This is a genomic window from Parvibaculum sp. MBR-TMA-1.3b-4.2, assembly GCF_053628815.1.
In genome coordinates this window covers 2771092-2790509 of the sequence record NZ_JBRJHC010000001.1, presented here as the reverse complement: position 1 = coordinate 2790509, position 19418 = coordinate 2771092, and the positions used below count along the sequence as shown (strand labels likewise).

General features: G+C 62.4%; 19 protein-coding genes. 9 read left to right on the top strand and 10 right to left on the bottom strand.

What is annotated here, in order from left to right; all coding sequences use genetic code 11:
- Nucleotides 1–95 precede the first annotated feature (95 nt).
- Nucleotides 96–1418, top strand: coding sequence for an MFS transporter (locus ACSSVQ_RS13375; protein ID WP_454183798.1), 1323 nt, complete (start codon nucleotides 96–98; stop codon nucleotides 1416–1418).
- A 4-nt stretch (nucleotides 1419–1422) separates the two neighbouring features.
- On the opposite strand, the gene ACSSVQ_RS13370 is transcribed toward ACSSVQ_RS13375, so the two are convergent.
- Nucleotides 1423–1737, bottom strand: a complete 315-nt coding sequence (locus ACSSVQ_RS13370; protein ID WP_454183796.1) for a DUF2834 domain-containing protein — start codon at nucleotides 1735–1737, stop codon at nucleotides 1423–1425.
- Between the two features lie 121 nt (nucleotides 1738–1858).
- Between ACSSVQ_RS13370 and ACSSVQ_RS13365 the strand changes: the two genes are divergently transcribed.
- Nucleotides 1859–2713: a helix-turn-helix transcriptional regulator gene (locus ACSSVQ_RS13365; protein ID WP_454183794.1), complete on the top strand. Its 855-nt coding sequence runs from the start codon at nucleotides 1859–1861 to the stop codon at nucleotides 2711–2713.
- 440 nt (nucleotides 2714–3153) lie between these two features.
- On the top strand, nucleotides 3154–3912 hold the full coding sequence (locus ACSSVQ_RS13360) for a DUF3800 domain-containing protein (protein ID WP_454183793.1): 759 nt from the start codon (nucleotides 3154–3156) through the stop codon (nucleotides 3910–3912).
- Between the two features lie 640 nt (nucleotides 3913–4552).
- Here the strand turns inward: ACSSVQ_RS13360 and ACSSVQ_RS13355 are convergent.
- Nucleotides 4553–5980 carry an aldehyde dehydrogenase family protein gene (locus ACSSVQ_RS13355; RefSeq protein ID WP_454183791.1) on the bottom strand — a complete coding sequence of 476 codons (1428 nt, stop codon included), beginning with the start codon at nucleotides 5978–5980 and terminating at the stop codon, nucleotides 4553–4555.
- A 314-nt stretch (nucleotides 5981–6294) separates the two neighbouring features.
- Here ACSSVQ_RS13355 and ACSSVQ_RS13350 point away from each other — a divergent pair, with 314 nt between their 5' ends.
- Both ACSSVQ_RS13350 and ACSSVQ_RS13345 read left to right on the top strand, forming a co-directional pair.
- On the top strand, nucleotides 6295–7875 hold the full coding sequence (locus ACSSVQ_RS13350) for a GMC oxidoreductase (protein WP_454183789.1): 1581 nt from the start codon (nucleotides 6295–6297) through the stop codon (nucleotides 7873–7875).
- Nucleotides 7876–8331 (top strand): hypothetical protein, encoded by a 456-nt coding sequence (locus ACSSVQ_RS13345; protein ID WP_454183787.1) that lies wholly within the window; start codon nucleotides 7876–7878, stop codon nucleotides 8329–8331.
- Here ACSSVQ_RS13345 and mtgA read toward each other — a convergent pair.
- Nucleotides 8288–9154, bottom strand: coding sequence for a monofunctional biosynthetic peptidoglycan transglycosylase (mtgA, locus tag ACSSVQ_RS13340; protein ID WP_454183785.1), 867 nt, complete (start codon nucleotides 9152–9154; stop codon nucleotides 8288–8290). The two genes, ACSSVQ_RS13345 and mtgA, sit on opposite strands and share 44 nt — an antisense overlap.
- Nucleotides 9155–9303: 149 nt before the next feature.
- Between mtgA and ACSSVQ_RS13335 the strand changes: the two genes are divergently transcribed.
- Together ACSSVQ_RS13335 and ACSSVQ_RS13330 are read left to right on the top strand one after the other, a co-directional pair.
- Complete coding sequence (locus ACSSVQ_RS13335) at nucleotides 9304–9540, top strand: YMGG-like glycine zipper-containing protein (protein WP_293325679.1); 237 nt, start codon at nucleotides 9304–9306, stop codon at nucleotides 9538–9540.
- Between the two features lie 186 nt (nucleotides 9541–9726).
- Entirely contained in the window at nucleotides 9727–9963 is a 237-nt protein-coding gene (locus ACSSVQ_RS13330; RefSeq protein WP_339614347.1) for a glycine zipper domain-containing protein, read from the top strand.
- 156 nt (nucleotides 9964–10119) lie between these two features.
- Here the strand turns inward: ACSSVQ_RS13330 and ACSSVQ_RS13325 are convergent, their stop codons facing one another.
- Complete coding sequence (locus tag ACSSVQ_RS13325; protein WP_454183783.1) at nucleotides 10120–10746, bottom strand: papain-like cysteine protease family protein; 627 nt, start codon at nucleotides 10744–10746, stop codon at nucleotides 10120–10122.
- Nucleotides 10747–10932: 186 nt separating this feature from the next.
- The gene (locus tag ACSSVQ_RS13320; RefSeq protein WP_454183781.1) at nucleotides 10933–12066 is read right to left on the bottom strand and encodes a carbohydrate porin; all 1134 of its coding nucleotides are present in this window, start codon (nucleotides 12064–12066) and stop codon (nucleotides 10933–10935) included.
- A 220-nt stretch (nucleotides 12067–12286) separates the two neighbouring features.
- On the opposite strand from ACSSVQ_RS13320, the gene ACSSVQ_RS13315 reads away from it, so the two are divergent.
- Entirely contained in the window at nucleotides 12287–13168 is an 882-nt protein-coding gene (locus ACSSVQ_RS13315) for an MBL fold metallo-hydrolase (RefSeq protein ID WP_454183780.1), read from the top strand.
- Nucleotides 13169–13345: 177 nt separating this feature from the next.
- Complete coding sequence (locus ACSSVQ_RS13310; RefSeq protein WP_454183778.1) at nucleotides 13346–14113, top strand: hypothetical protein; 768 nt, start codon at nucleotides 13346–13348, stop codon at nucleotides 14111–14113.
- Here the strand turns inward: ACSSVQ_RS13310 and mtnC are convergent.
- From mtnC to ACSSVQ_RS13285, 5 genes are all read right to left on the bottom strand, one after another.
- Complete coding sequence (mtnC, locus tag ACSSVQ_RS13305) at nucleotides 14110–14826, bottom strand: acireductone synthase (RefSeq protein ID WP_454183776.1); 717 nt, start codon at nucleotides 14824–14826, stop codon at nucleotides 14110–14112. The genes ACSSVQ_RS13310 and mtnC overlap by 4 nt on opposite strands.
- A gap of 10 nt (nucleotides 14827–14836) precedes the next feature.
- A complete protein-coding gene (locus tag ACSSVQ_RS13300; RefSeq protein ID WP_454183774.1) occupies nucleotides 14837–15385 on the bottom strand; it encodes a 1,2-dihydroxy-3-keto-5-methylthiopentene dioxygenase in 549 nt (182 codons plus the stop codon).
- The gene (gene mtnB / locus ACSSVQ_RS13295; RefSeq protein WP_454183772.1) at nucleotides 15382–16020 is read right to left on the bottom strand and encodes a methylthioribulose 1-phosphate dehydratase; all 639 of its coding nucleotides are present in this window, start codon (nucleotides 16018–16020) and stop codon (nucleotides 15382–15384) included. Before mtnB ends, ACSSVQ_RS13300 begins: the two co-directional genes overlap by 4 nt.
- Before the next feature lie 79 nt (nucleotides 16021–16099).
- On the bottom strand, nucleotides 16100–18628 hold the full coding sequence (locus tag ACSSVQ_RS13290) for a plasma-membrane proton-efflux P-type ATPase (RefSeq protein ID WP_454183770.1): 2529 nt from the start codon (nucleotides 18626–18628) through the stop codon (nucleotides 16100–16102).
- Between the two features lie 100 nt (nucleotides 18629–18728).
- Nucleotides 18729–19400, bottom strand: a complete 672-nt coding sequence (locus ACSSVQ_RS13285; protein WP_454183768.1) for a TetR/AcrR family transcriptional regulator — start codon at nucleotides 19398–19400, stop codon at nucleotides 18729–18731.
- Nucleotides 19401–19418 lie beyond the last annotated feature (18 nt).

Sequence of the window (19418 nt, the reverse complement as noted above, 5' to 3'; positions counted from 1 at the left end):
GAACGGGTCTATAAAGCCCCTGCGTTACCCCCAAAAACAAACCGGCAAAAACAAGCTGGCAACACAAGCGGGGAACGCGAGGAAACGAGGGGCGCGTGGAGAACAAGTCAGTTGAAAGCCGCGACGAGGCCGGGACCGCCGAAGCCGCCCGCAAGGCGGACGCCGAAACCGCCTATGAAGCGGTCATAGAAGCGAACCTGCCGCGCAACTATGCGGCCAATCTGGCGCATGGCCTGCTCGGCCAGACGGGCTTCCGCCTCATCAACGCGCCGACCTTCATCCCCGCCTATATCTTTTTGCTCTCCGGCTCCGAATTCGTGGTGGGCCTCGCGCTCGCCGCGCAATGGATGGGCGCGGCGATCTCCGCCACTTTCGGCGCGACGCTCATCGAACACCGCAAGCGCGTGCTGCCCGTCGGCTTCGTGATCGGCGCAGGCATGCGCCTCGGCGTGCTGGGCCTCGCGCTGTCGGGCTTCTTCCTGCCGCCGCACTGGGCGCTCATCACCGCCATTGCGATGCTCTGCCTTTTCGGCCTCTTCAACGGCATGCAGGCGGTGATCTTCAACACGCTGATGGCAAAGGTGATCCCGCTTCGCCTGCGCGGACGGCTGACGGGCTTCCGCAATTTCAGCGCCGGGCTGACGGCGGCGGGCGTCTCCTATCTCGGCGGCAAATATTTCGTCGGCGAGAACATGCTCGGCAATGGCTATGCGACGACCTTCCTGCTGGGCTTCGTCCTCACCGCGACGGGGCTGATGATGCTCCTCATCGTGAAGGAGCCGATCCCGCCGAGCATCCGCCCGCGCGCGAAACTCGGCCAGCGGCTGCGCCAGATCCCGGCCATGCTGGCCGAAGACAGAAGCCTCGGCTTTTATTACGTCGCCGCCGCGCTCGCCGCGCTCGCCACCATGGCGGTGCCCTTCTACATCATCTATGCGGGCCAGCGGATCGGCCTGTCGGGCACGACGCTCGGTATTCTGTCCACGGCGTTTCTCATCGCGCAGACGACGACCAACCTCGCCTGGGGCACGGTGGCCGACCGCTTCGGCAACCGGCTCGTCTTCATGATGGCGATCGGCATCTGGGCGGTGTCGATCTTCGCGCTGATGCAGGTGGGCACGATCTGGACGGTGGCGGCGGTCTTCGCGGGGCTGGGCGCCGGACAGGGCGGCTTCATGAATTCCAACATGAACATCATCGTGGAGTTCGGCGCACGCGAAGACCTGCCCATGCGCATCGCGGTGCTGAACACCTGCACCTCGGTGATGATGGCGATGGGCCCGCTCTGCGGCGGCCTCATCGCGCATGGCGTCTCGTTCGAGGCGCTGTTCTGGCTGGCGATCACCGTGCTGGCGGGTTCGGCGGCGACGATGTTCTTTCTGGTGGATGAGCCGCGGAAGCGGCGGACCCAGCTTTAGCGGATCACGCTGCCGCCGCGCGGGCCGCGCCAGGCTTCAGCTCGCGCATGGCGAGATAGAAAAGCGGGCCGAAGGAGCCGGCGGCGAAGGTGAGCAGGATGAAGGGCCAGACGGTGAGCCCGCGTTCGCGCGCATCCCGCACCATCCAGATGCAGGCCAGCAGGCAGACGATCACGAGATCGGTCAACACCTGAAGCCCCGCAAAATTCTGCATCTGCATTTCGAACAGGCCGAAATAGCCCGTTTCCATCAGCGCGAAGACGGTAAGCACGCCGAAAGCGGCAATCGTGACAAGGATCATCAGTAAACGGCTGGTCATGGAAACCTCCTGTGATTGACGGAGGCAGACTGATCCCGCCGCGAAGGCCCCGCAATTACCTCGGAGGTTATTGAAGCGATTTCCATCCCGGGGAATAGTGAGACGAGAAGAGGAGGCCGCGATGTCGGACACATTGGCAGCCGGTGAGGCCGCAAGAGACGCCGTTGGAGATGTCTTTCCCCATCTGCTGAAATCATGGCGGCAGAAACGCCGGATTTCGCAGCTCGACCTTGCGCTGACGGCGGGCGTCTCGCAGCGCCATGTGAGCTTTCTGGAATCGGGCCGCGCCAAACCGAGCCGGCGCATGATCCTTCAACTGAGCGAATGCCTGGAGGTGCCGCTGCGCGACCGGAACCAGTGGCTGACGGCGGCGGGCTTTGCGCCGGTGTTCAAGACGCGCCCGCTGGACGACCCGCAGATGAGCCTCGTCATGTCGGCCATCGAGAAGATCCTGGAAAACCACGAACCCTATCCCGCCGTGGTGCTGGACCGGGCCTGGAACATTCGCATGGCGAATGCGCCCTTCGACCTTCTGACCTCGCTCTTCGGAGACGATCTGTGGACGCGGCTGGGCGAGGGAAACGGCGACGGGCAGGCGCGCAATCTCATGCGCCTTTTCTTTCACCCCGATGGCATCAGGCCCTTCGTGACGAACTGGAGCATCGCCGCGCCGCTGCTCTGGCACAGGGCCGAGCGCGAGGCGGAAACGGTCGGCGGCGAAGACATGAAGCGGGAACTCGAAGCTCTCGCGGCATTGCAGGACCCCGACACGCTGCGCCCGCCGGACAATGCCGGGCTCCTGCCCGTCCTGCCGCTGGATGTAGAAATGAACGGGCTCAAGGTCTCGCTCTTCACCGTGATCTCCACCTTCGGCACCGCGCAGGACGTGACGGCGGACGAACTGCGCATCGAGCAGCTTTTCCCAGCGGACGAGGCAACGGCGCAGCTTTTCGAGAGCATGGCCGGGGCGGAGTAGAGAGGCCGGATTTCGTGGCTGCGGGTGTAGGCGCAAGGGAACACATAGCTCCAGCCATGGTCCGGCAGGGTCCCTGCTGCCCCCCCCAGCTAGGCGAACCGCCCCGTATCCAAAGCCGAGGCAACAACTCTACATGAAAGGCTATTGGATCACCCTCAAGCAGAATCGTCATAGTCGGCTATGTGAGCTATGGTGAATCCCCCGATTCACTATGGAGATTTGCAATGTCAGGTTCTGACAATGAAATCGCTACAGTCATTGATGCCTTGCAAGCTGTCCGACTAGTCAGAGAGCACTACGCTAGCGGAGTCGAAGGGGCAAAACGTGTATCCGACATCTGCGACATGTTGGAGACGGCCGACACAAACATGAACCGCCCCAACGGACTTCGTACCAACGTCGCCGCCGCAATTCGAAAGAGCTATCTCTAGGCTCCAACAATGGCCTCGACCATGCCAACTGGCACAATGAACGAGCCACGAAAACGGCCCTTCTTTGACGCATATATCGATGAAAGCAGTCAAACTGGTCATCGATACCTAGTGCTCGGCGGCGTAATTCTTCCAACAGCAATGACCGCAGACTTTACCGCTCAGCTTACCGCCACTAGAGCACCGGAACTTGATGCACGCGGCGAGATGAAGTGGGTAAAGGTCTCCAACCGCAAGCTATCTGCTTACCTACGCGCTGTAGACCTGTTCTTTCTGCCGAAGTTTGCGGCCGGCCCACACTTTCACTCCCTGATTGTAGACACTCATAAAGTCAACCATCGCCGCTACAACCAAGGCAGTCGAGAGATTGGCTTCAGCAAAGAAATCTATCAGCTAGCCAGAAAGTTTGGCCGCCTATATGGCGATGCTTTGTTCCACATTTATCCGGACCACCGAACAACTGACCAACTCCCGGAAAATGTAAGGACGATGCTGAACCTCGGCATACGGAAGAGTGGAGATCAAAGAGATTGGCCTTACCGCAGGATGCAATTCCGCCACTCGCACCAAACGCCGCTTATTCAGTTAGCTGACATCTTTAGCGGCGCTCTCGCGTACCAGATAAACGGACACCACTTAGTCGAAGGCGCATCGCCAGCGAAGTGTGCATTGTCACAACACATTCTGGAGCGTGCCCGCATCGAAAACCCTTCCGTCGACACCGCCGTCAACGGGAAGTTTACGATATGGCACCGTAAGTTGAGATAGCGTCCCACGCCCCTAGGCCCAATGGGCCACCGTCTGGGACGGGTCTCCTACCTGGGTAGGAGCTTCAGGGCATGGGAGTTGCCTATAGTGGAATCTGGATCGAGCAGCACGTCAACCACCTTTTTCTGGGGCACGCTCAACGCTCCGCCATTTGGTGGTTATCGATAAGACTGCCCAGAACACGGCCTGCATTCTGCGCATCATTCACACTCCATGATTCGCCGACATATTCACATGACAGCGATAAACAGAACATTTTTCGCAAAGCTCTTTTAAGATTGCAGACACAGGCTCTCTGGGCATATCCCCGCCACAAAAGGAGCTGACACAGGAAAGCATTCAACCTTATCCGTACACAGAATTATTCGAGGCGCCACTCAAGTGATATTGACATCTGGAACCACCTTCATCTCTAAACATCTGGAACCACCTTCATCTCTAAGAAGCGCGTCATGCCGGACTTGATCCGGCATCCATCGACAAGCAGCAGCAAGCGCAGACGCCCCATGGATCCCGGCGTTCGCCGGGATGACTGTTTGTTTTGGGCGGGCGGGAAGAGCCTTGTAAAAGAGCGCATGAAAAAAAGCCGGTGCGGTTTCCCGCACCGGCTTTATCGCACCCGGATGATCCGGGAGGCTGTTTAGGCGGCGTTGGCGCCGAGGACGGCCTTGGTCTCGAGGAATTCCTCGAAGCCCAGCTCGCCCCATTCGCGGCCATTGCCCGACTGCTTGAAGCCGCCGAAGGGCGCGTGGAGGTCCGGACCGGCGCCGTTCACATGGATCTGACCGGCGCGGATCTGCGCGGCGACCTTGTTGGCATGCGCGAGTTCGCCCTGCACATAGCCCGACAGGCCATAGACCGTGTCGTTGCCGATGCGGATGGCTTCTTCCTCGGACTCATACGGCATGATCGCCAGCACGGGGCCGAAGATTTCTTCGCGCGCGACGGTCATGTCATTGGTGACATTGCCGAAGATGGTCGGGCGGACATAGAAGCCCTTGTTGAGGCCTTCCGGACGGCCCGTGCCGCCGGTGACGAGCGTCGCGCCTTCCTCGATGCCCTTCTGGATGAGGCCCTGGATCTTGTTGAACTGAACTTCGTTCACCACCGGGCCCATCGTCGTGCCTTCGGCGTTCGGGTCGCCGACCTTCACGCTTTCCGCCGTCGCCTTGGCGATCTTGAGCGCTTCGTCATGCTTGCCCGCCGGGACCAGCATGCGCGTCGGCGCATTACAGGACTGACCGGAATTCTGCATGACGCCCATCACGCCGCCGGCGACCGCCTTTTCCAGGTCCGCATCGTCGAGGATGATGTTCGGCGACTTGCCGCCCAGCTCCTGCGCGACGCGCTTCACCGTGTCGGCAGCGGCCTTGGCGACGAGGATGCCCGCGCGGGTGGAGCCGGTGAAGGACACCATGTCCACATCCGGGTGGCTGGAGATGGCCGCGCCCACGCCGGGGCCGTCGCCATTGACGAGGTTGAAGACGCCCTTGGGCACGCCCGCCGCGTCCATCACTTCGGCGAAGATATAGGCATCGAGCGGCGCTTCTTCGGACGGCTTCAGCACGACGGTGCAGCCCGCGGCAATCGCCGGGGCAACCTTGCACATGATCTGGTTCATCGGCCAGTTCCACGGCGTGATGAAACCGCAAACGCCGATCGGCTCCTTGCGCAGCGTGGTCGTGCCGCGCTTCTCTTCGAACTCATAGCCCTTCAGGATCTCGATCATGGTGCCGAGATGCGCCACGCCCATGGCGGCCTGCGCCAGCTGCGAGAGCTTGGCCGGTGCGCCCATTTCCATGGTGATCGCCTCGGCGATGTCGCCATAGCGGCTCTGATAGACCTCGAGGATCTTGCCGAGAAGCGCGACGCGGTCCTCGACGCTGGTCTTCGAGAAGGTCTCGAAGGCCTTCTTGGCCGCGGCCACCGCCTTGTCCACATCGGCCTGGGAGCCGATGCTGATCTTGGCGCAGGGCTCTTCGGTCGCGGGGTTGATCACGTCGAGCGTCTTCGGCTGGGCCGGGTCGACCCACTCGCCGTTGATGTAAAACTTCAGGCATTCTTTCATGACAGTCCTCCGTTTGAAGCCGGTCCTCACGGGCTGGGCGCCTGTTTTTATGCTGGATCGGACCGCGAGGGGGGCGAAAACCGCCCGGCGACGCTCCGTTTTTTGGCACCCATGCGAGGGGATTTTTGTTGTCAGGAAAACTGGCATGAGCATCGAGCGCGGTCCAGTGCAAAAAGCATGAGATTTCTGCCATGCGAGAGCCGGAAAAGCGCCGCCCAACGCAAAATTTCCGGTTTGCCGCCCCAAAAAAACCGCAGACTGCCACATCATGTAGGCCCTGACGAAATGAGCCACCAACCGGACGATTGAAAGATATGTTTGTCGATGGACGCCAGGTTCCCGAGGGAACCATTATCGAGACCGACCTCGCCATCATTGGCGGCGGGGCAGCGGGCATTACCATTGCGCGCGAATTCGCAGGGACGGGCGTCAGGGTCGCGCTGATCGAATCCGGCGGCTTCGACTTCGACGCCGACACCCAGGCGCTTTACGAGGGCGAGATCGGCGGCGTGGACTACACGCTGGACGGCTCGCGCCTGCGCTATTTCGGCGGCAGCACGAACCATTGGGGCGGCTGGTGCCGTCCGCTCGAAAAGGAAGATTTCGAAAAGCGCGACTGGGTGCCCCATTCCGGCTGGCCCATCACGCGGACCGATCTCGACCCCTATTATCCGCGCGCCGCCGACATCTGCCAGCTCCATTCGACCAATTTCGACGACCCCGAAGGCTGGAAAACCGACAAGCCGGTCGAGCCGCTGCCGCTGGCGGGCGACGAGGTGATGACGCGCTTCTTCATCTATTCGCCCCCCACCCGCTTCGGCGAGGTCTACCGCCCCGACATCAAAAAGGCGGAGAACGTCACCTGCTATCTCAATTCCAATGTGCTGGAGATCGTGCCGACGGAGAACGCGGCCGAAGTGGACCATCTGCGCGTGGCGACGCTTCAGGGCAACGGCTTTACCGTGAAGCCGAAAACGGTCGTGCTCGCCACGGGCGGGATCGAGAATGCGCGCATGCTGCTCCTGTCGAACAGCGTGGCGAAAGCGGGCCTCGGCAACCAGAACGACATGGTCGGCCGCTATTTCATGGAGCATCCGCATATCCCCTATCCGGCGGATATCGTGATTACCGATGAAAAGCTGGTGCCCGCCTTCTACCGCACCTATACGCCGGTGGAAAAAGCCGTGATGCGCGGCTGCTTCATGTTCACGCCCGAATATCTGGCGCGCACCGGCCGCCTCGGCACGGTGATGACCTTCTATCCGCGCGAGGAAGTGAAGGCGGCCTACACGCCGCCGAAAGACGGCGACGCCTCACCGGAAAAGAAGGCGGAAAGGGAGACCGCCCACAAACTCGATGCGGGCATCCTGCAGGCGGTCCGCAGCTCGACCGCCCTGCCCGCGAAAAACGACACGCTGGGGTGGCGCTTCGGCATCGGCTGCGCCAGCGAGCAGCAGCCCAATCCGGACAGCCGCATCACCCTGTCGGACGAGAAGGACGCCCTCGGCCTCAACCGCACCAAACTCACCTGGCGGCTCAAGGGCACGGATGCGACGAGCCTGCACCAGAATGTCCGCGCGCTTGCCCGCGCCTGGGGCGGCTGGGGCGAGGGACGCATCCGCATCATCTTTCCCGACCGCGAGGAATGGACCGAGGCGGAGGGCTGGGGCAACCACCATATGGGCTCCACCCGCATGGCGGCCGACGCCGGACAGGGCGTCTGCGATGCCGATTGCCGCGTGCACGGAATGTCGAACCTCTATATCGCCGGATCCTCGGTCTATCCGACGACCGGCACGGTCAACCCCACGCTGACGCTGGTCGCGCTGGCGGTGCGCATGGCCGACCATCTGAAAACGCGCTTCGCAAACAACCAGCCGGGGGAGACGCTCTGAATGGCCGACGTAACACTTTCGCGCAGAAACGTCCTGATCCTTGCCGGCGCCGCGGTGGCGGTAAGCGCAATCCCGCTCGCCGTATCGATGTCGGAGCCCGAACAGCTCGGCCTCGAAAACAGCCTTACCGGCATCATGGCGGATCCCAAAGCCATTGCGCTAATCGGCCACCGCTGGATGGATGAGGGCGGCGAGCAAAGCAATGTCGCCGCACTGAGCCGCCGCATCGCGAAAAAGCTGCGCGATCAGGGCTGGACGCCCGACGCCGCGCCGGAGCGGACGCGTGAGGCCATGGCGAAGACCGTCCGCGCCGATTTCGCAAGCGACGACATGGTGCTGGTGGACAATTGGGCCCTGTCGCGCAGCTGCGTGGAACTCTGCGCGCTGGCGGCCCTGATGAGCGAAGACGAGCCTAGAGGCGAGGCGGCAGGCGAAGCCGCACGCCCCCACGGGTAACCTCGGGACGAATGGGCGGCTGCCCCTGACAAAGACGCTCGCCCGCGGGCACGCCACGCATCCGCGCAAGGATCGTGCCCGCACGTGAGCGCATATAGGCGGAAGGGTGCGCCGGGTCGCGGCCCAGCGGGTCCGGCAGGCTCGCCGCCAGCAGCGCCGCCTGATACGGGCTGAGATTGGCGGCATGCTCCCCGAACCAGTGCTGCGCCGCCGCCTCCGCGCCGTAAATGCCGGGGCCCCATTCCACGATATTGAGATAGAGCTCCATGATGCGGCGCTTGGAGAGGATGGTTTCGAGCCAGACCGTCGCAAAGCTCTCCCCGCCCTTGCGCAGGAAGGTTCGCCCCGGCCAGAAGAAAAGGTTCTTGGAGGTCTGCATACTGATGGTCGAGGCCCCGAGGATATGCCCCTCGCCGCTCTGATAGCGATCGATGGCATTGCTGACCGCCTGCCAGTCGAAGCCGGTATGCCCGCAGAACTTGCCGTCCTCCGAGGCGATGACCGCGCGCTGCAGGGAGGGCGAAATCTTCGAAAGCGGCACCCAGTCCTTGTGAAGCCCGTAGCCCTCGATGAGACGGATGACCATGAGCGGCGTCGCCGGCGGCGGCACGAAGGCATAAACGGTGAGAACGAGCGCGGGCACGCAGAAGATCACGATCGCGATCCGCATCAGCCATAGCGTGAACGGCGAGCGCGCCGCCATCTTCTCGCGTTGACGCTGCGCCGTCTTTCGCCGCCGGACGAAATCACGGTGCTGTTTCACTCTTCTGCGCTTGCGCTTCGCCAACTCGTTTGCCCGCTCCGCCGGAAACTCCGAAAGCATGGTTACATGCCGAAGGAATATGGCAAAAAAATTCCCAATCGGCGTCACTTTCTCGCCCAGCTTGGCTTTCAGGACTCTGTCTCAGGGTTCGACTTCTGCAAACCGCGAACCGCGATGCGTCGGAACCCGCGCATTGAAGGAGGTGACGCATGAAGAAGACAGCTATTGCCCTTATGTTGGCCTCGGCGATGGGTTTGGGCGCCTGCACGAACATGGACAAGACCAGCCAGGGCGCCGTCTCGGGCGGCGCGATCGGCGCCGGCGTGGGCGCGGCAGCCGGCGCGATCACCGGCGGCGACCCGGCCACAGGCGCAGCCGTGGGCGGTGCCATCGGCGCCGCGGGCGGCGCCTATAAGGGCTGCAAGGAAGAAGGCGATTGCAAGTAACCGCCGCCTGGCCGAAAGCAGACGAAACGGCCCGGCCCCGTCGCAGCACGGGGCCGGGCTTTTTTCTCCCCGCTTTCACCCGATTGCCGCCATGTTCTCGCCCCGATGTCCCGTAAGTCTTGGGATCATCGAAGCGCTGACGTTTCAAGGGACAAGACGACTCCCGTTCACAGACAGGAGATCACGATGAAGAAGACCGCAATCGTTCTCGCCATGGTGCCCCTGATGGGTCTGGGCGCCTGCACCAATATGAGCCCCACCGAAGCAGGCCTTGCCTCCGGCGCAGCCATCGGCGCGGCGGGCGGTGCCGCCATCGGCGCCGTGACGGGCGGATCCGCCGTTGCCGGCGCGGTTATCGGCGGCGTGGTGGGCGGCGCAGCCGGCGGTTACAAGGGCTGCCAGGACGAAGGCAAATGCGACTGATCCTTCCCTTCCGCTGAAACGCAATCGGGCCCGGCAATGCCGGGCCCGTTTCTTTTGCAGTATGCAAAACCCCGAAAACCACTCCGCGGTTTCATCGACGAGCGACGCTATCGCAGTTGCCAGAGCGGACCCAAGTTGTCGCAACCATATGGATAGCTAAATCACTTGAACGGAAGCCAGGAAAGTCATCTGCCCGCCCTTATTGAGTGCAATCATTTCAGGAGGCGACAACGGGTGAACATTGGGACTAGCTGGCCACGGGTCAAGAACATGTATGCCCTGAACATTTGGCCCCATCGAGGTTTGAAGAAAGTCCATACCCGCTACGACCATCGCATGGTGCGTATTGCAATATAAAAGCGGCCTATTAGCGTTCAGTTCGTTCGCGATAAAGTTATTATTCATCGCGTAGACATTGTTCGTCGGATCATATGCGCCTGTCACTATGGATTTAAATGGCACCCCGTAATCGTCTATCCAGTTAGCACTCAGGATACTGACGATATTCAAAGTGGGCCCACTGGTGAGGCATGCAGGAGCCCCATATAACGCGGTTACAATTTTCATTTGGTCAAGCGGATGACCATGCATTGCAAAAATCATTGAAGCAGACGCCGCCCAACACCAAAGCTGGCAGTTTTGTTTTATTATTATCGGGTGCGAAAGCTGGCACCGCACCGGGAGTCCCATCAGACTGGGGGGGCCCATTGCGCTACACGCTGCTTTGGCGCTTGAGGAAGCAAGCACACCAACTGCTCCGGCGAGAAATGCTCTTCGGTTCATGCCTTTTTCTCCGGGTTATGGTTCCGGCGACACTCACACGCAATTCTGAACTTCAGCTGGTCGAAGATAGTATTCCATAGTGTACTAAGGCGATTACAAAAAGAAAAGCGCTTAGCGCTATTGTCCCCGAAACAAATAGAGGCCCGGCAAATGCCGGGCCTCTTTCTTTTACGCCGTTCGTTCGGTTCAGATGTCGACGCCGACACGCACACCGAAGATGAAGACGGACTCGTCGATGGCCGTTCCCGTATCGTCGAAGCCGGGATTGTTCGTCCACTGAACGAGCGGCGTGATGTGCAGATGCTCGATGGCGTCGTAGCGCGCATAGAGTTCGGCATTCGTCTCGTCGGAGAAGCCCGCGCCGAGATCGCCGGAGGCCGCCGTATGGGTGAGGCCGAGGCCCAGCGTGACCGGGCCGAGCGGATGCTCCACCGCACCGCCGATGAACCAGGCCGCGGGCGAAACGCTCTTGTCGGCCATGCCGGCGCGGATGGACCAGCCGAGCTCATCCACATTGCCGTCGATGACGCCGTAAACGCCATAATTGTTCTTCGTGCCGGCAGTGCCGTTCAGCCGTGCGAAATCGGCGGTATTCGTCCAGGCGCCGATGCGGACCGCACCGGTTTCGCCCAGACCCGCGACGGCCCATTGCAGTTCCAGCGCGCCGAAGATGCCCTTGCCCGTGTCGCCCACATCGAAAAGCTCGTCGTAATCGGCATCCGGATTGTCGGCGAGGCCGTTGGAGCTGCCGACGAAGGCGGTAATGCCGGGAAAGGCGTCATGGCCTTCGAGCGCGACCACGCCGCCCAGCGTGTAGTCCGGAAAGGCGATGGTCGGATTGTTGACCAGCGTCGCATTGAGGAACTGGCCGTGCTCGTCATTGGCCACTGCGCTCGCATCGAGCCAGGCTGTGGCGTCGATGAGGCCGACCGCCGCCGTCACATCGTCATTGCCGAACTGAAGATAGAACTCCGAAAGCTGCACGCGGCCATGACCGACGCCGTTCAGCGCGCTGCCGCTATCGGCATTCGCATTCGGCACCAGCGAGGACACGCCGTTGGCGCGCGGCGTGGTGCTACCTTCCAGATGACCGACAAAGGCGAAATCGCCGAATGCATAGGTGCCGAAAAGATCGCCCGAAAGCGCGGGCTCGGGCCGGGCGCGGTCGTCGCTCGCCGCAAGGAAGGTGCCCGTCAGGTTTCCTTCATAGGAAAAACCGTCTTCGGCCTGCGCAGCGCTCGTACCCGCCATGAAAATTCCGGCCATGGCCATGCCGGCCAGTGCAAGCGTGCGGCGCTGTGCCCGGAGCGGCGCGCTCATTCGCTGGCGATATCCCATCTGAAACTCCATTTATCTAAATTCCCCATCGCCGCGGCGGGCAGTGCCCCCTTCGGCCTACAGCGCGGCATTTCTAGAGATGGAAAAAAGATATTGCAACTCATTCTGAGTTTCATAATCAGAAAAATGCAGCGAGGGCTTGATAGATAAGAAATACCTAATATATAAATACGAGTGAAAGCGGTGAAAAAGGAGCCGTGCCATGACTCAGAAAACGCCCCAAAAACCCGAAGTTTCCGCCTTTTTCGACGATGCGACGAAGACCGTCACCTATATCGTCGCCGACCCCGATAGCGGCAAGGCGGCCATCATCGACAGCGTACTCGACTACGACCCGGCCTCCGGACGGCTCTCCACCGCCTCGGCGGACAAGGTGATCGAGGAGGTGCGCCGCCGCGACCTCACGGTGGAATGGGTGCTCGATACGCATGTCCATGCCGACCACCTGACTGCGACCCCCTATATCCGCGAGAAACTGGGCGGACAGTCCGGCATCGGCGAGCATGTGAAGGACATCCAGAGCTACTGGCGCCAGATCTTCAATGCGCTGGACCTCGCCCCGGACGGCAAACCCTATGACCGCCTTTTCCCGGATGGCGACACATTCAGCGTCGGCGATATCGAGGCGCATGTGATCCACACGCCCGGCCACACGGCGGCCGACGTGACCTATGTGATCGGCGACGCCGCCTTTGTCGGCGACACGCTCTTCATGCCGGATTACGGCACGGCGCGCACCGACTTCCCCGGCGGGGACGCGCATGAGCTTTACCGCTCCACGCGCAAGATCTTCGCCCTACCCGACGAGACGCGGCTTTTCATGTGCCACGACTATCTGCCCGACGGCCGCGCCGACTATCGCTGGGAAACCACCGTGGCGGAGGAAAAAACATCCAACGTGCACCTTCGCGACGGCGTGAGCGAAGAGGCGTTCGTCGCGACACGGCAGAAGAGGGATGCCGGACTGGACACACCGCGCCTTCTCTATGCTTCGCTGCAGGTGAACATGCGGGGCGGGGACCTTCCGCCTGCTGACGACAACGGCACCGTCTATTTCAGGACGCCGATCAAAAAACCGGCCTGACCGGCCAGCCGCGAATGACGCCTGTAGAGGGAGGACGATCAACGTCCTCCCTTTATTGCGTCAATACGGGCTCATTTCACCGCACTCAGGTTTCAGAACGAACTCAGTTGCACCGGTAAAGACTGTCTCTTTTCGGGATACTCGACGCGATTAACCCTATTTCGCGGGAGACTACCGATGCGCCGCCTATCGCCTGTTCTGGCCTTCACGATCCTGCTCGCCACATCCGTCTCATTTCTCCGGCCGACGCCTGCGCCTGCCCAGCAAACGCAGACGGCCGCGCAAGTGACCCCTGATCCCGCGGCGCGCCTCCTTATCGATGACTACAACCGGAAAACCTCGGATACAGGTCTTTCCGAGCCCGAGCGCATTGCGCTCGCCAGCGAGCTGGATACGCAGCTCCAGGCCCTGCTGACCGCCGCCGCCGCCGACCCCAAAAAGACGCGCGAGATCATAGCGGCGATGAAAGCGGCAAGGATCGGCCTTCCACTGACCGATGAAGTCCGCTCCGTTCTGGAAACGGCGGGAAAGCTGGCCGCCGGGATTCGCGACAAGCAGGACGAAACGGCGATCGCCGATATCGTCGAAGGGAATGCGGGCAACCCCGACGCCATCGCAGATGCCGTCGCCGACTACATCACGGGCTCCGACGACCCCGTCCGCACGACCGGCGTCGCAAGCCGAATGGCGGCCAAGCCGCAATATGAAAGCGTGAAGCCCGCGCTCGGCACGGGTATCGGTCAGGCCATCGCAACGCTGGGCATCACCCAGCCCGAGCTGGCCGGCCAGATGCTGGCCGCCGCGCAGGAAGTCGACGATCCGGCGCTGCAGGACGCCATTGCCGAAGGAGAACAGGACATCACCGGGGACCTGACGACCGGCCCATCGGAAGGCGAGGGATCCGAGCAGGACTCCACGCCGGAAAGCCCGGCCAGCCCGAGCTAACGCCCCGGCGAAAGATGCGCTTCGACGGCGGTGAAAGAGCCGGCGACCGGCGCGGTGTCTTCCTGCGTCCAGGCATCGCGCGGCAATGCCCGGTCGAGCCGCACCGCCTGAAGCCCGGCCCCCTGCGCCGCCGCGATTTCGCCCCCATGATCGGAGAGGAAAAGAATGTCGCCGGGCGCAAAACCGGTCTCCCCGGCGATGGCGCCATAGGAAGCGGCCTCCACCTTCGCGCCGATGGCGGTATCGAAATAGCCATCGAAGAGCGACGTCAGATCGCCCTTGTCCGAATAGCCGAATATCAATTTCTGCGCGGCGACGGAGCCGGAGGAATAGACGAAGAGCGACAGACCCCGCTCCCGCCAGCGGCGAAGCTCGCCCGGCACGTCCTCATAGACCTGGCCCTTGAGCACGCCGCCTTCATAGCCCTCGCGCCAGATGAGGCCCTGCAGGCTTTTGAGGGGACCGGCCTTCCGGTCTTCCGCCATCCATTGCAGGAGAAGCGCGACCGTGCCATCGAGATCGAGCGCGGGATCGCCCGCCAGCTCGCGCGCATCGGCAAGCGCCTTCGCGACCTCCGGCACAGCCGCATTCGCATTGCAGAACGCAGCCATCCGTTCCCGCGCATAGGGGAACAGAACCTCATGCACGAATTCGATGGGTGTCGTCGTGCCTTCGATATCGGTCACGACGGCTTTCACGGCCTTGTCGGTCATGGAGGCTCCGTCAGACCTTTTCGAATTTCGGAAAACGCTCGGCAATGTCGTCGCCGGTGAAATGCCCGACCCAGCCATCCGGCGTAGTGAAGATGCGGATCGCGCAGAAATCCGGCGCGGGGCCGGTATCGAACCAATGCGTCGTGCCGGCCGGCACGGAAATCAAATCGTTGCGCTCGCAGATCACGCGATAGACCTTGCCGCCCTTTCGCAGATAGAAGGCGCCCGCCCCTTCCACGAAAAAACGCACTTCATCCTCGTCATGCGTATGCTCGGCCAGGAACTTCTTGCGCAGCTCGCCCGCCTGCGGATTGTCCGGCTTCACCCGCGCCACATCGACGCTCCGATAGCCGCCGTCCTTCATCAGCCGGGAGACTTCCGCATCATAGGCCGCCAGCACCGCCGCCTGATCGGCGTCCGCCGCGAGAGAATGCGCTGCGTCCCAGCGTTCGAAATCCACGCCGATTTCCGCCAGCGCATCGGCGATTTCCCCGCCGTCGCGCGTATCGCGCAGAACAATCGCCGGGTCGGTGTCGGGATAAACCGTCAATCGGGTCATGGCCGTCCCTCCTCATAGAGTTGCGCCGTCAACAGAAACTCGAACGCCTCCATATGCCGCAGCACATCCTGATAGGTGGCGCCCCAGACATAAAGCCCGTGCCCCGCGATCAGATAGCCGAAACCGGGCGGGCTTTCCCTCAGCCGTCTTTCGACAAGCATCGCCAGCCGGTCCGTATCCTGATCGTTCGGTACGATCGGCACCTCCATCACCGTCTCATGGGTGTGGATGCCGGAAAAGGCCTTGAGCAGTTCCCAGCCTTCCAGCCGCAACACGCCCTCCGCCTCATGGCGCCGCGACAGCAGGGTGGCGGCCAGCGAATGGATATGCGAGATGGCGCCGATTTCGGGCGCATGGACGTAGCGCACCAGATGAAGCGGCGCCTCGGCGGAGGCCCGGGGATGTTTGGCGCCTGCGATTTCCGCCTCGATGACCTCGTCGCGGACAAGCGCCGCCTTGTTCGCGCCCGTCGCCGTAACGGCGGCATGCGTTGCAGTCATGCGGACGGAAAAATTACCGCTGGTCGCGGGCACCAGCCCCTTTGCGCCGGCATAATGCGCCATGGCGATGACGCCATCGGCGGCGTCGGCAAAACTCAATTCGGGCAAACTCAGGTCGGGCGATGTCTCGGCCATTCTCGGCAATGCTCCGCTGGGGCGTTATTCACAGCGGAACATAATTCATTTGGCCGACGATGAAAGAGCCATGCCGCCGCTAGCGGTAGAGATGCGATTCCACCCGCTCCAGATGGCGGCGATTGCGCCGCCAGCCATGGGCGAAGAGTCGATAAACGGCCACTTTCAGGGCGCTCGAGGTGATGAACTCCAGGAAGGCGAAGCCCCAGACCATGAGGGCGAGCTTCCAGCCGATGGGGGTCATGAAAACGCCATAGACCGCCGCGAGCGTGCCCACGAGCTGCGTCAGCTCGGCAGGTACGACGAGTTTCCAGCTCGGCCAGGGCCGGTCCCAGAGCCAGCCCTCATTGCGTGTGAGATAGATGGTCATGTGACCGGCCACGAGGAGCTTCAGGAAGACGACGGTCTGCACCACGTCCGGCGGCAATTGCAGATAGTCCCGCGCGATCAGGAAAACACCGAAACTCGCAATCACGCCATACCCGCCCAGCACGCCCGCGATGATGCGGATGCGCGTCATGTCCCAGCGCACGGGACGCGGCGCGACGGGCGCATTGTCATAGGCGATCATCATGATCGAGAGGTCGTTCAGAAGCGCCAGCAGAACCACCATCACGGCGGTGACGGGATAAAAGTTGAAGAGCGCGATACTCAACGTCATGAAGATGAGGACGCGAATGGTCTCCGCGATGCGATAGGTCGCGTAGCTCGTCATGCGCTCGAAGATGCGCCGCGCCTCTTCCACCGCGCGGGTGATGACGGAAAGTCCCGGCGCGGTGAGGACGAGATCGGCGGCGGCGCGGGCGGCATCCGTCGCGCCGCTGACCGCCACGCCCATATCGGCCTGTCTGAGCGCGGGCGCATCGTTCACCCCGTCGCCCGTCATGCCGACGATATGGCCGCGGTCCTGTAACGCCTCGACGATCTCGAATTTGTGCTGGGGAAAGACCCGGGCAAAACCGTCCGCCTCCAGCACGGCTTTCTCGGCCTGGCTGGCCTTGCCATTACCGTCTGCGCCGAAGAGATCGCTTGCCACGAGAATGTTCGAGCCGAGATCGAGCTTGGCGGCGATCTCGCGCGCGATCGCCTCATGGTCGCCCGTGATCATCTTGACGTCGACGCCGAGACTGCGCAGTTCGGCGATGGTCGCGGCGCTGTCCTCGCGCGGCGGATCGAAAAGCGGCAACAGGCCGAGAAGCGTCCAGTCGCCCTCCTTCGCCGCGCGCGCAACGCCGATCATGCGCAGACCATGCGCCGCCGCCTCGTCGACCATCTTGCCGACGCGGGCGCGTTCTTCTTCCGAAGCCTCGCAAAGATCGAGCATCACCTGCGGCGCGCCCTTGGCGACGCTGAGGCGCGCGCCGTCCTTTTCAAGATCGGCCTCCGCGCGCTTGGACACCGGATCGAAGGGATGGAAGGCGACGCGTTTGAAAGCGGAAAGCGAGGTCTTGTCGGCAACGCCCGCCAGGATCGCTGTGTCGATGGCATCGGGCGCCTCCGGATCGCAGGCCAGTGCCGCCGCCTCGATCAGCTCGTCGGCGCTCACCCCGTCGAGCGGCTGCAAGTCGCCCAGCGTCAGCTCGTTCTTCGTCAGCGTGCCCGTCTTGTCGGAACACAGAACATCCATGCCTGCCATCTCCTCGATGGAGACGAGGCGCGCTACGATGGCGCGCAGCGCGGCGAGCTTCTCCGCGCCCACCGCCATGGTGACCGAGAGAATGGCCGGCAGCGCCACCGGAATGGAGGCGACCGTCAGGATCAGCGCGAATTGCAGCGTCTCGAACAGCGGGTCATGCCGGTAGAGCGCAATGATGACGGTGAAGGCGACGAGCGCCGCCGTGACGAGAATAAGAAAATTGCCGATCCGGAGCACGGCGCGCTGGAAATGCGAGACGCCCTTCGCCTTCTGGACGAGGCTCGCCGTGCGCCCGAAAAAGCTGCGCGGCCCCGTTTCGGTGACGACACCCGTGGCCTCGCCGAGCCGCGCGATGGACCCGGAAAAAAGCGTCTCGCCCATGCCCCGATCGACAGGCAGCGACTCGCCCGTCAGCGCCGACTGGTCCACGCTCAGATAATCGTCCTTCACGATCGTCATGTCGGCGGGCACGATGCCGCCCATCTTCACGCGCACGATATCGCCGGGCACAAGCCCGGCGGCGTCGATATCCTGCCAGCTGCCGTCGCGCAGCACGCGGGCGCGCGCCGCCAGCCGCTTTTTCAGAAGCTGGATCGCATTGTCCGCCTTGTAGTCCTGCCAGAAGCCGACAACCGCATTGACCGCGAGCATGACGAGGATGATGGCGAGGTCCGGCCAATGGCCGAGCGCGGCCGACAGGATGGCCGCAATCTCGATCATCCAGGGAATGGGGCCCCAGAAAAACCTGAAAAGGCGCAACAACAGGCTTTGATGTTTTTCCGCAAGTTCGTTGCGGCCGAATTTCTCAAGCCGCCGCGCCGCCTCGTCGGCGGCAAGACCCTGCGCGGGATCCGTGCCGGATTCCTTCAACAGCGCATCGATCGCCGCCGGATCGAGCTTTTTCTCATCCGGTTGCGCCTTGCGCGACATAGTTGTGTTGGGGCCACCGGCCGGGGACATGCTGTCCGGCATGACTAACCTCGCATTGCTTCATGCCCGTTCTCCCGCTCGCCCGGGAGTGTGCGCCCGCAGACCGCGGTTGCCAAGCATGCGATGCCGGATCGTCGCGGTGTCAGCTTTCCTGCGCGACGGCGCGGAAAATTTCCATGAGGCCCTGGGTCATGTCTTCCCGGGATTTTTCATAATCGGAAATCACCCAGCGCATGGCGACATGCACGATGGCGCCGACAAGCCCGGCCGCGACCACTTCCGGATCGGCCTTGCGGGCAACCGCCGCCTGCAGCAGTTCCGGCAGACGGTCGCGCACCAGATCGGTGAAAAGCTGCATGGCCGCGCGATAGATGCTCTCAAGCTCATGGCTCACGCCGATCACTTCCAGGAGCAGGATGCGGGCGAATTTCGGATCCGCCTCGATCTTGTCGAAATAGGTATCGATCAGGGCCCTGGCCTTGGCTTCCGGTTCCTGCGGCGCCGCCTCGATGGCCTCGTCCATCAAGCCGCCGATGATCTCCACCACGCGGTCGTAAACGGCTCCGAAGAAGGCCTCGCGATTGGCGAAGGATTCGTAGAAATAGCGCTCGGTCAGCCCCGCTTCCGCGCAGATCATCTTCACGGTCGCATGCGCATAGCCGACCGTACCGAAGACCTCCAGACCCGCCTCGATGAGCTGGCCGCGCCGGATCGCCTTGCGCTCGGCGAGCGCGGCCCCGCGATAGCGCCGGGCGCCCGCGCCGCTTTCCGAGCCCGAAACGGGCCTTTCCGCTACGTCGTTTTTCTCATCCATGATCATGCAACATATTGA

Coding starts and splice junctions, on each gene's coding strand:
- ACSSVQ_RS13370 (WP_454183796.1), bottom strand. CDS start 1,737: ATGACCAGCCGTTTACTGATGATCCTTGTCACGATTGCCGCTTTCGGC.
- ACSSVQ_RS13365 (WP_454183794.1), top strand. CDS start 1,859: ATGTCGGACACATTGGCAGCCGGTGAGGCCGCAAGAGACGCCGTTGGA.
- ACSSVQ_RS13360 (WP_454183793.1), top strand. CDS start 3,154: ATGGCCTCGACCATGCCAACTGGCACAATGAACGAGCCACGAAAACGG.
- ACSSVQ_RS13355 (WP_454183791.1), bottom strand. CDS start 5,980: ATGAAAGAATGCCTGAAGTTTTACATCAACGGCGAGTGGGTCGACCCG.
- ACSSVQ_RS13350 (WP_454183789.1), top strand. CDS start 6,295: ATGTTTGTCGATGGACGCCAGGTTCCCGAGGGAACCATTATCGAGACC.
- ACSSVQ_RS13345 (WP_454183787.1), top strand. CDS start 7,876: ATGGCCGACGTAACACTTTCGCGCAGAAACGTCCTGATCCTTGCCGGC.
- mtgA (WP_454183785.1), bottom strand. CDS start 9,154: ATGCTTTCGGAGTTTCCGGCGGAGCGGGCAAACGAGTTGGCGAAGCGC.
- ACSSVQ_RS13335 (WP_293325679.1), top strand. CDS start 9,304: ATGAAGAAGACAGCTATTGCCCTTATGTTGGCCTCGGCGATGGGTTTG.
- ACSSVQ_RS13330 (WP_339614347.1), top strand. CDS start 9,727: ATGAAGAAGACCGCAATCGTTCTCGCCATGGTGCCCCTGATGGGTCTG.
- ACSSVQ_RS13325 (WP_454183783.1), bottom strand. CDS start 10,746: ATGAACCGAAGAGCATTTCTCGCCGGAGCAGTTGGTGTGCTTGCTTCC.
- ACSSVQ_RS13320 (WP_454183781.1), bottom strand. CDS start 12,066: ATGAGCGCGCCGCTCCGGGCACAGCGCCGCACGCTTGCACTGGCCGGC.
- ACSSVQ_RS13315 (WP_454183780.1), top strand. CDS start 12,287: ATGACTCAGAAAACGCCCCAAAAACCCGAAGTTTCCGCCTTTTTCGAC.
- ACSSVQ_RS13310 (WP_454183778.1), top strand. CDS start 13,346: ATGCGCCGCCTATCGCCTGTTCTGGCCTTCACGATCCTGCTCGCCACA.
- mtnC (WP_454183776.1), bottom strand. CDS start 14,826: ATGACCGACAAGGCCGTGAAAGCCGTCGTGACCGATATCGAAGGCACG.
- ACSSVQ_RS13300 (WP_454183774.1), bottom strand. CDS start 15,385: ATGACCCGATTGACGGTTTATCCCGACACCGACCCGGCGATTGTTCTG.
- mtnB (WP_454183772.1), bottom strand. CDS start 16,020: ATGGCCGAGACATCGCCCGACCTGAGTTTGCCCGAATTGAGTTTTGCC.
- ACSSVQ_RS13290 (WP_454183770.1), bottom strand. CDS start 18,628: ATGCCGGACAGCATGTCCCCGGCCGGTGGCCCCAACACAACTATGTCG.
- ACSSVQ_RS13285 (WP_454183768.1), bottom strand. CDS start 19,400: ATGGATGAGAAAAACGACGTAGCGGAAAGGCCCGTTTCGGGCTCGGAA.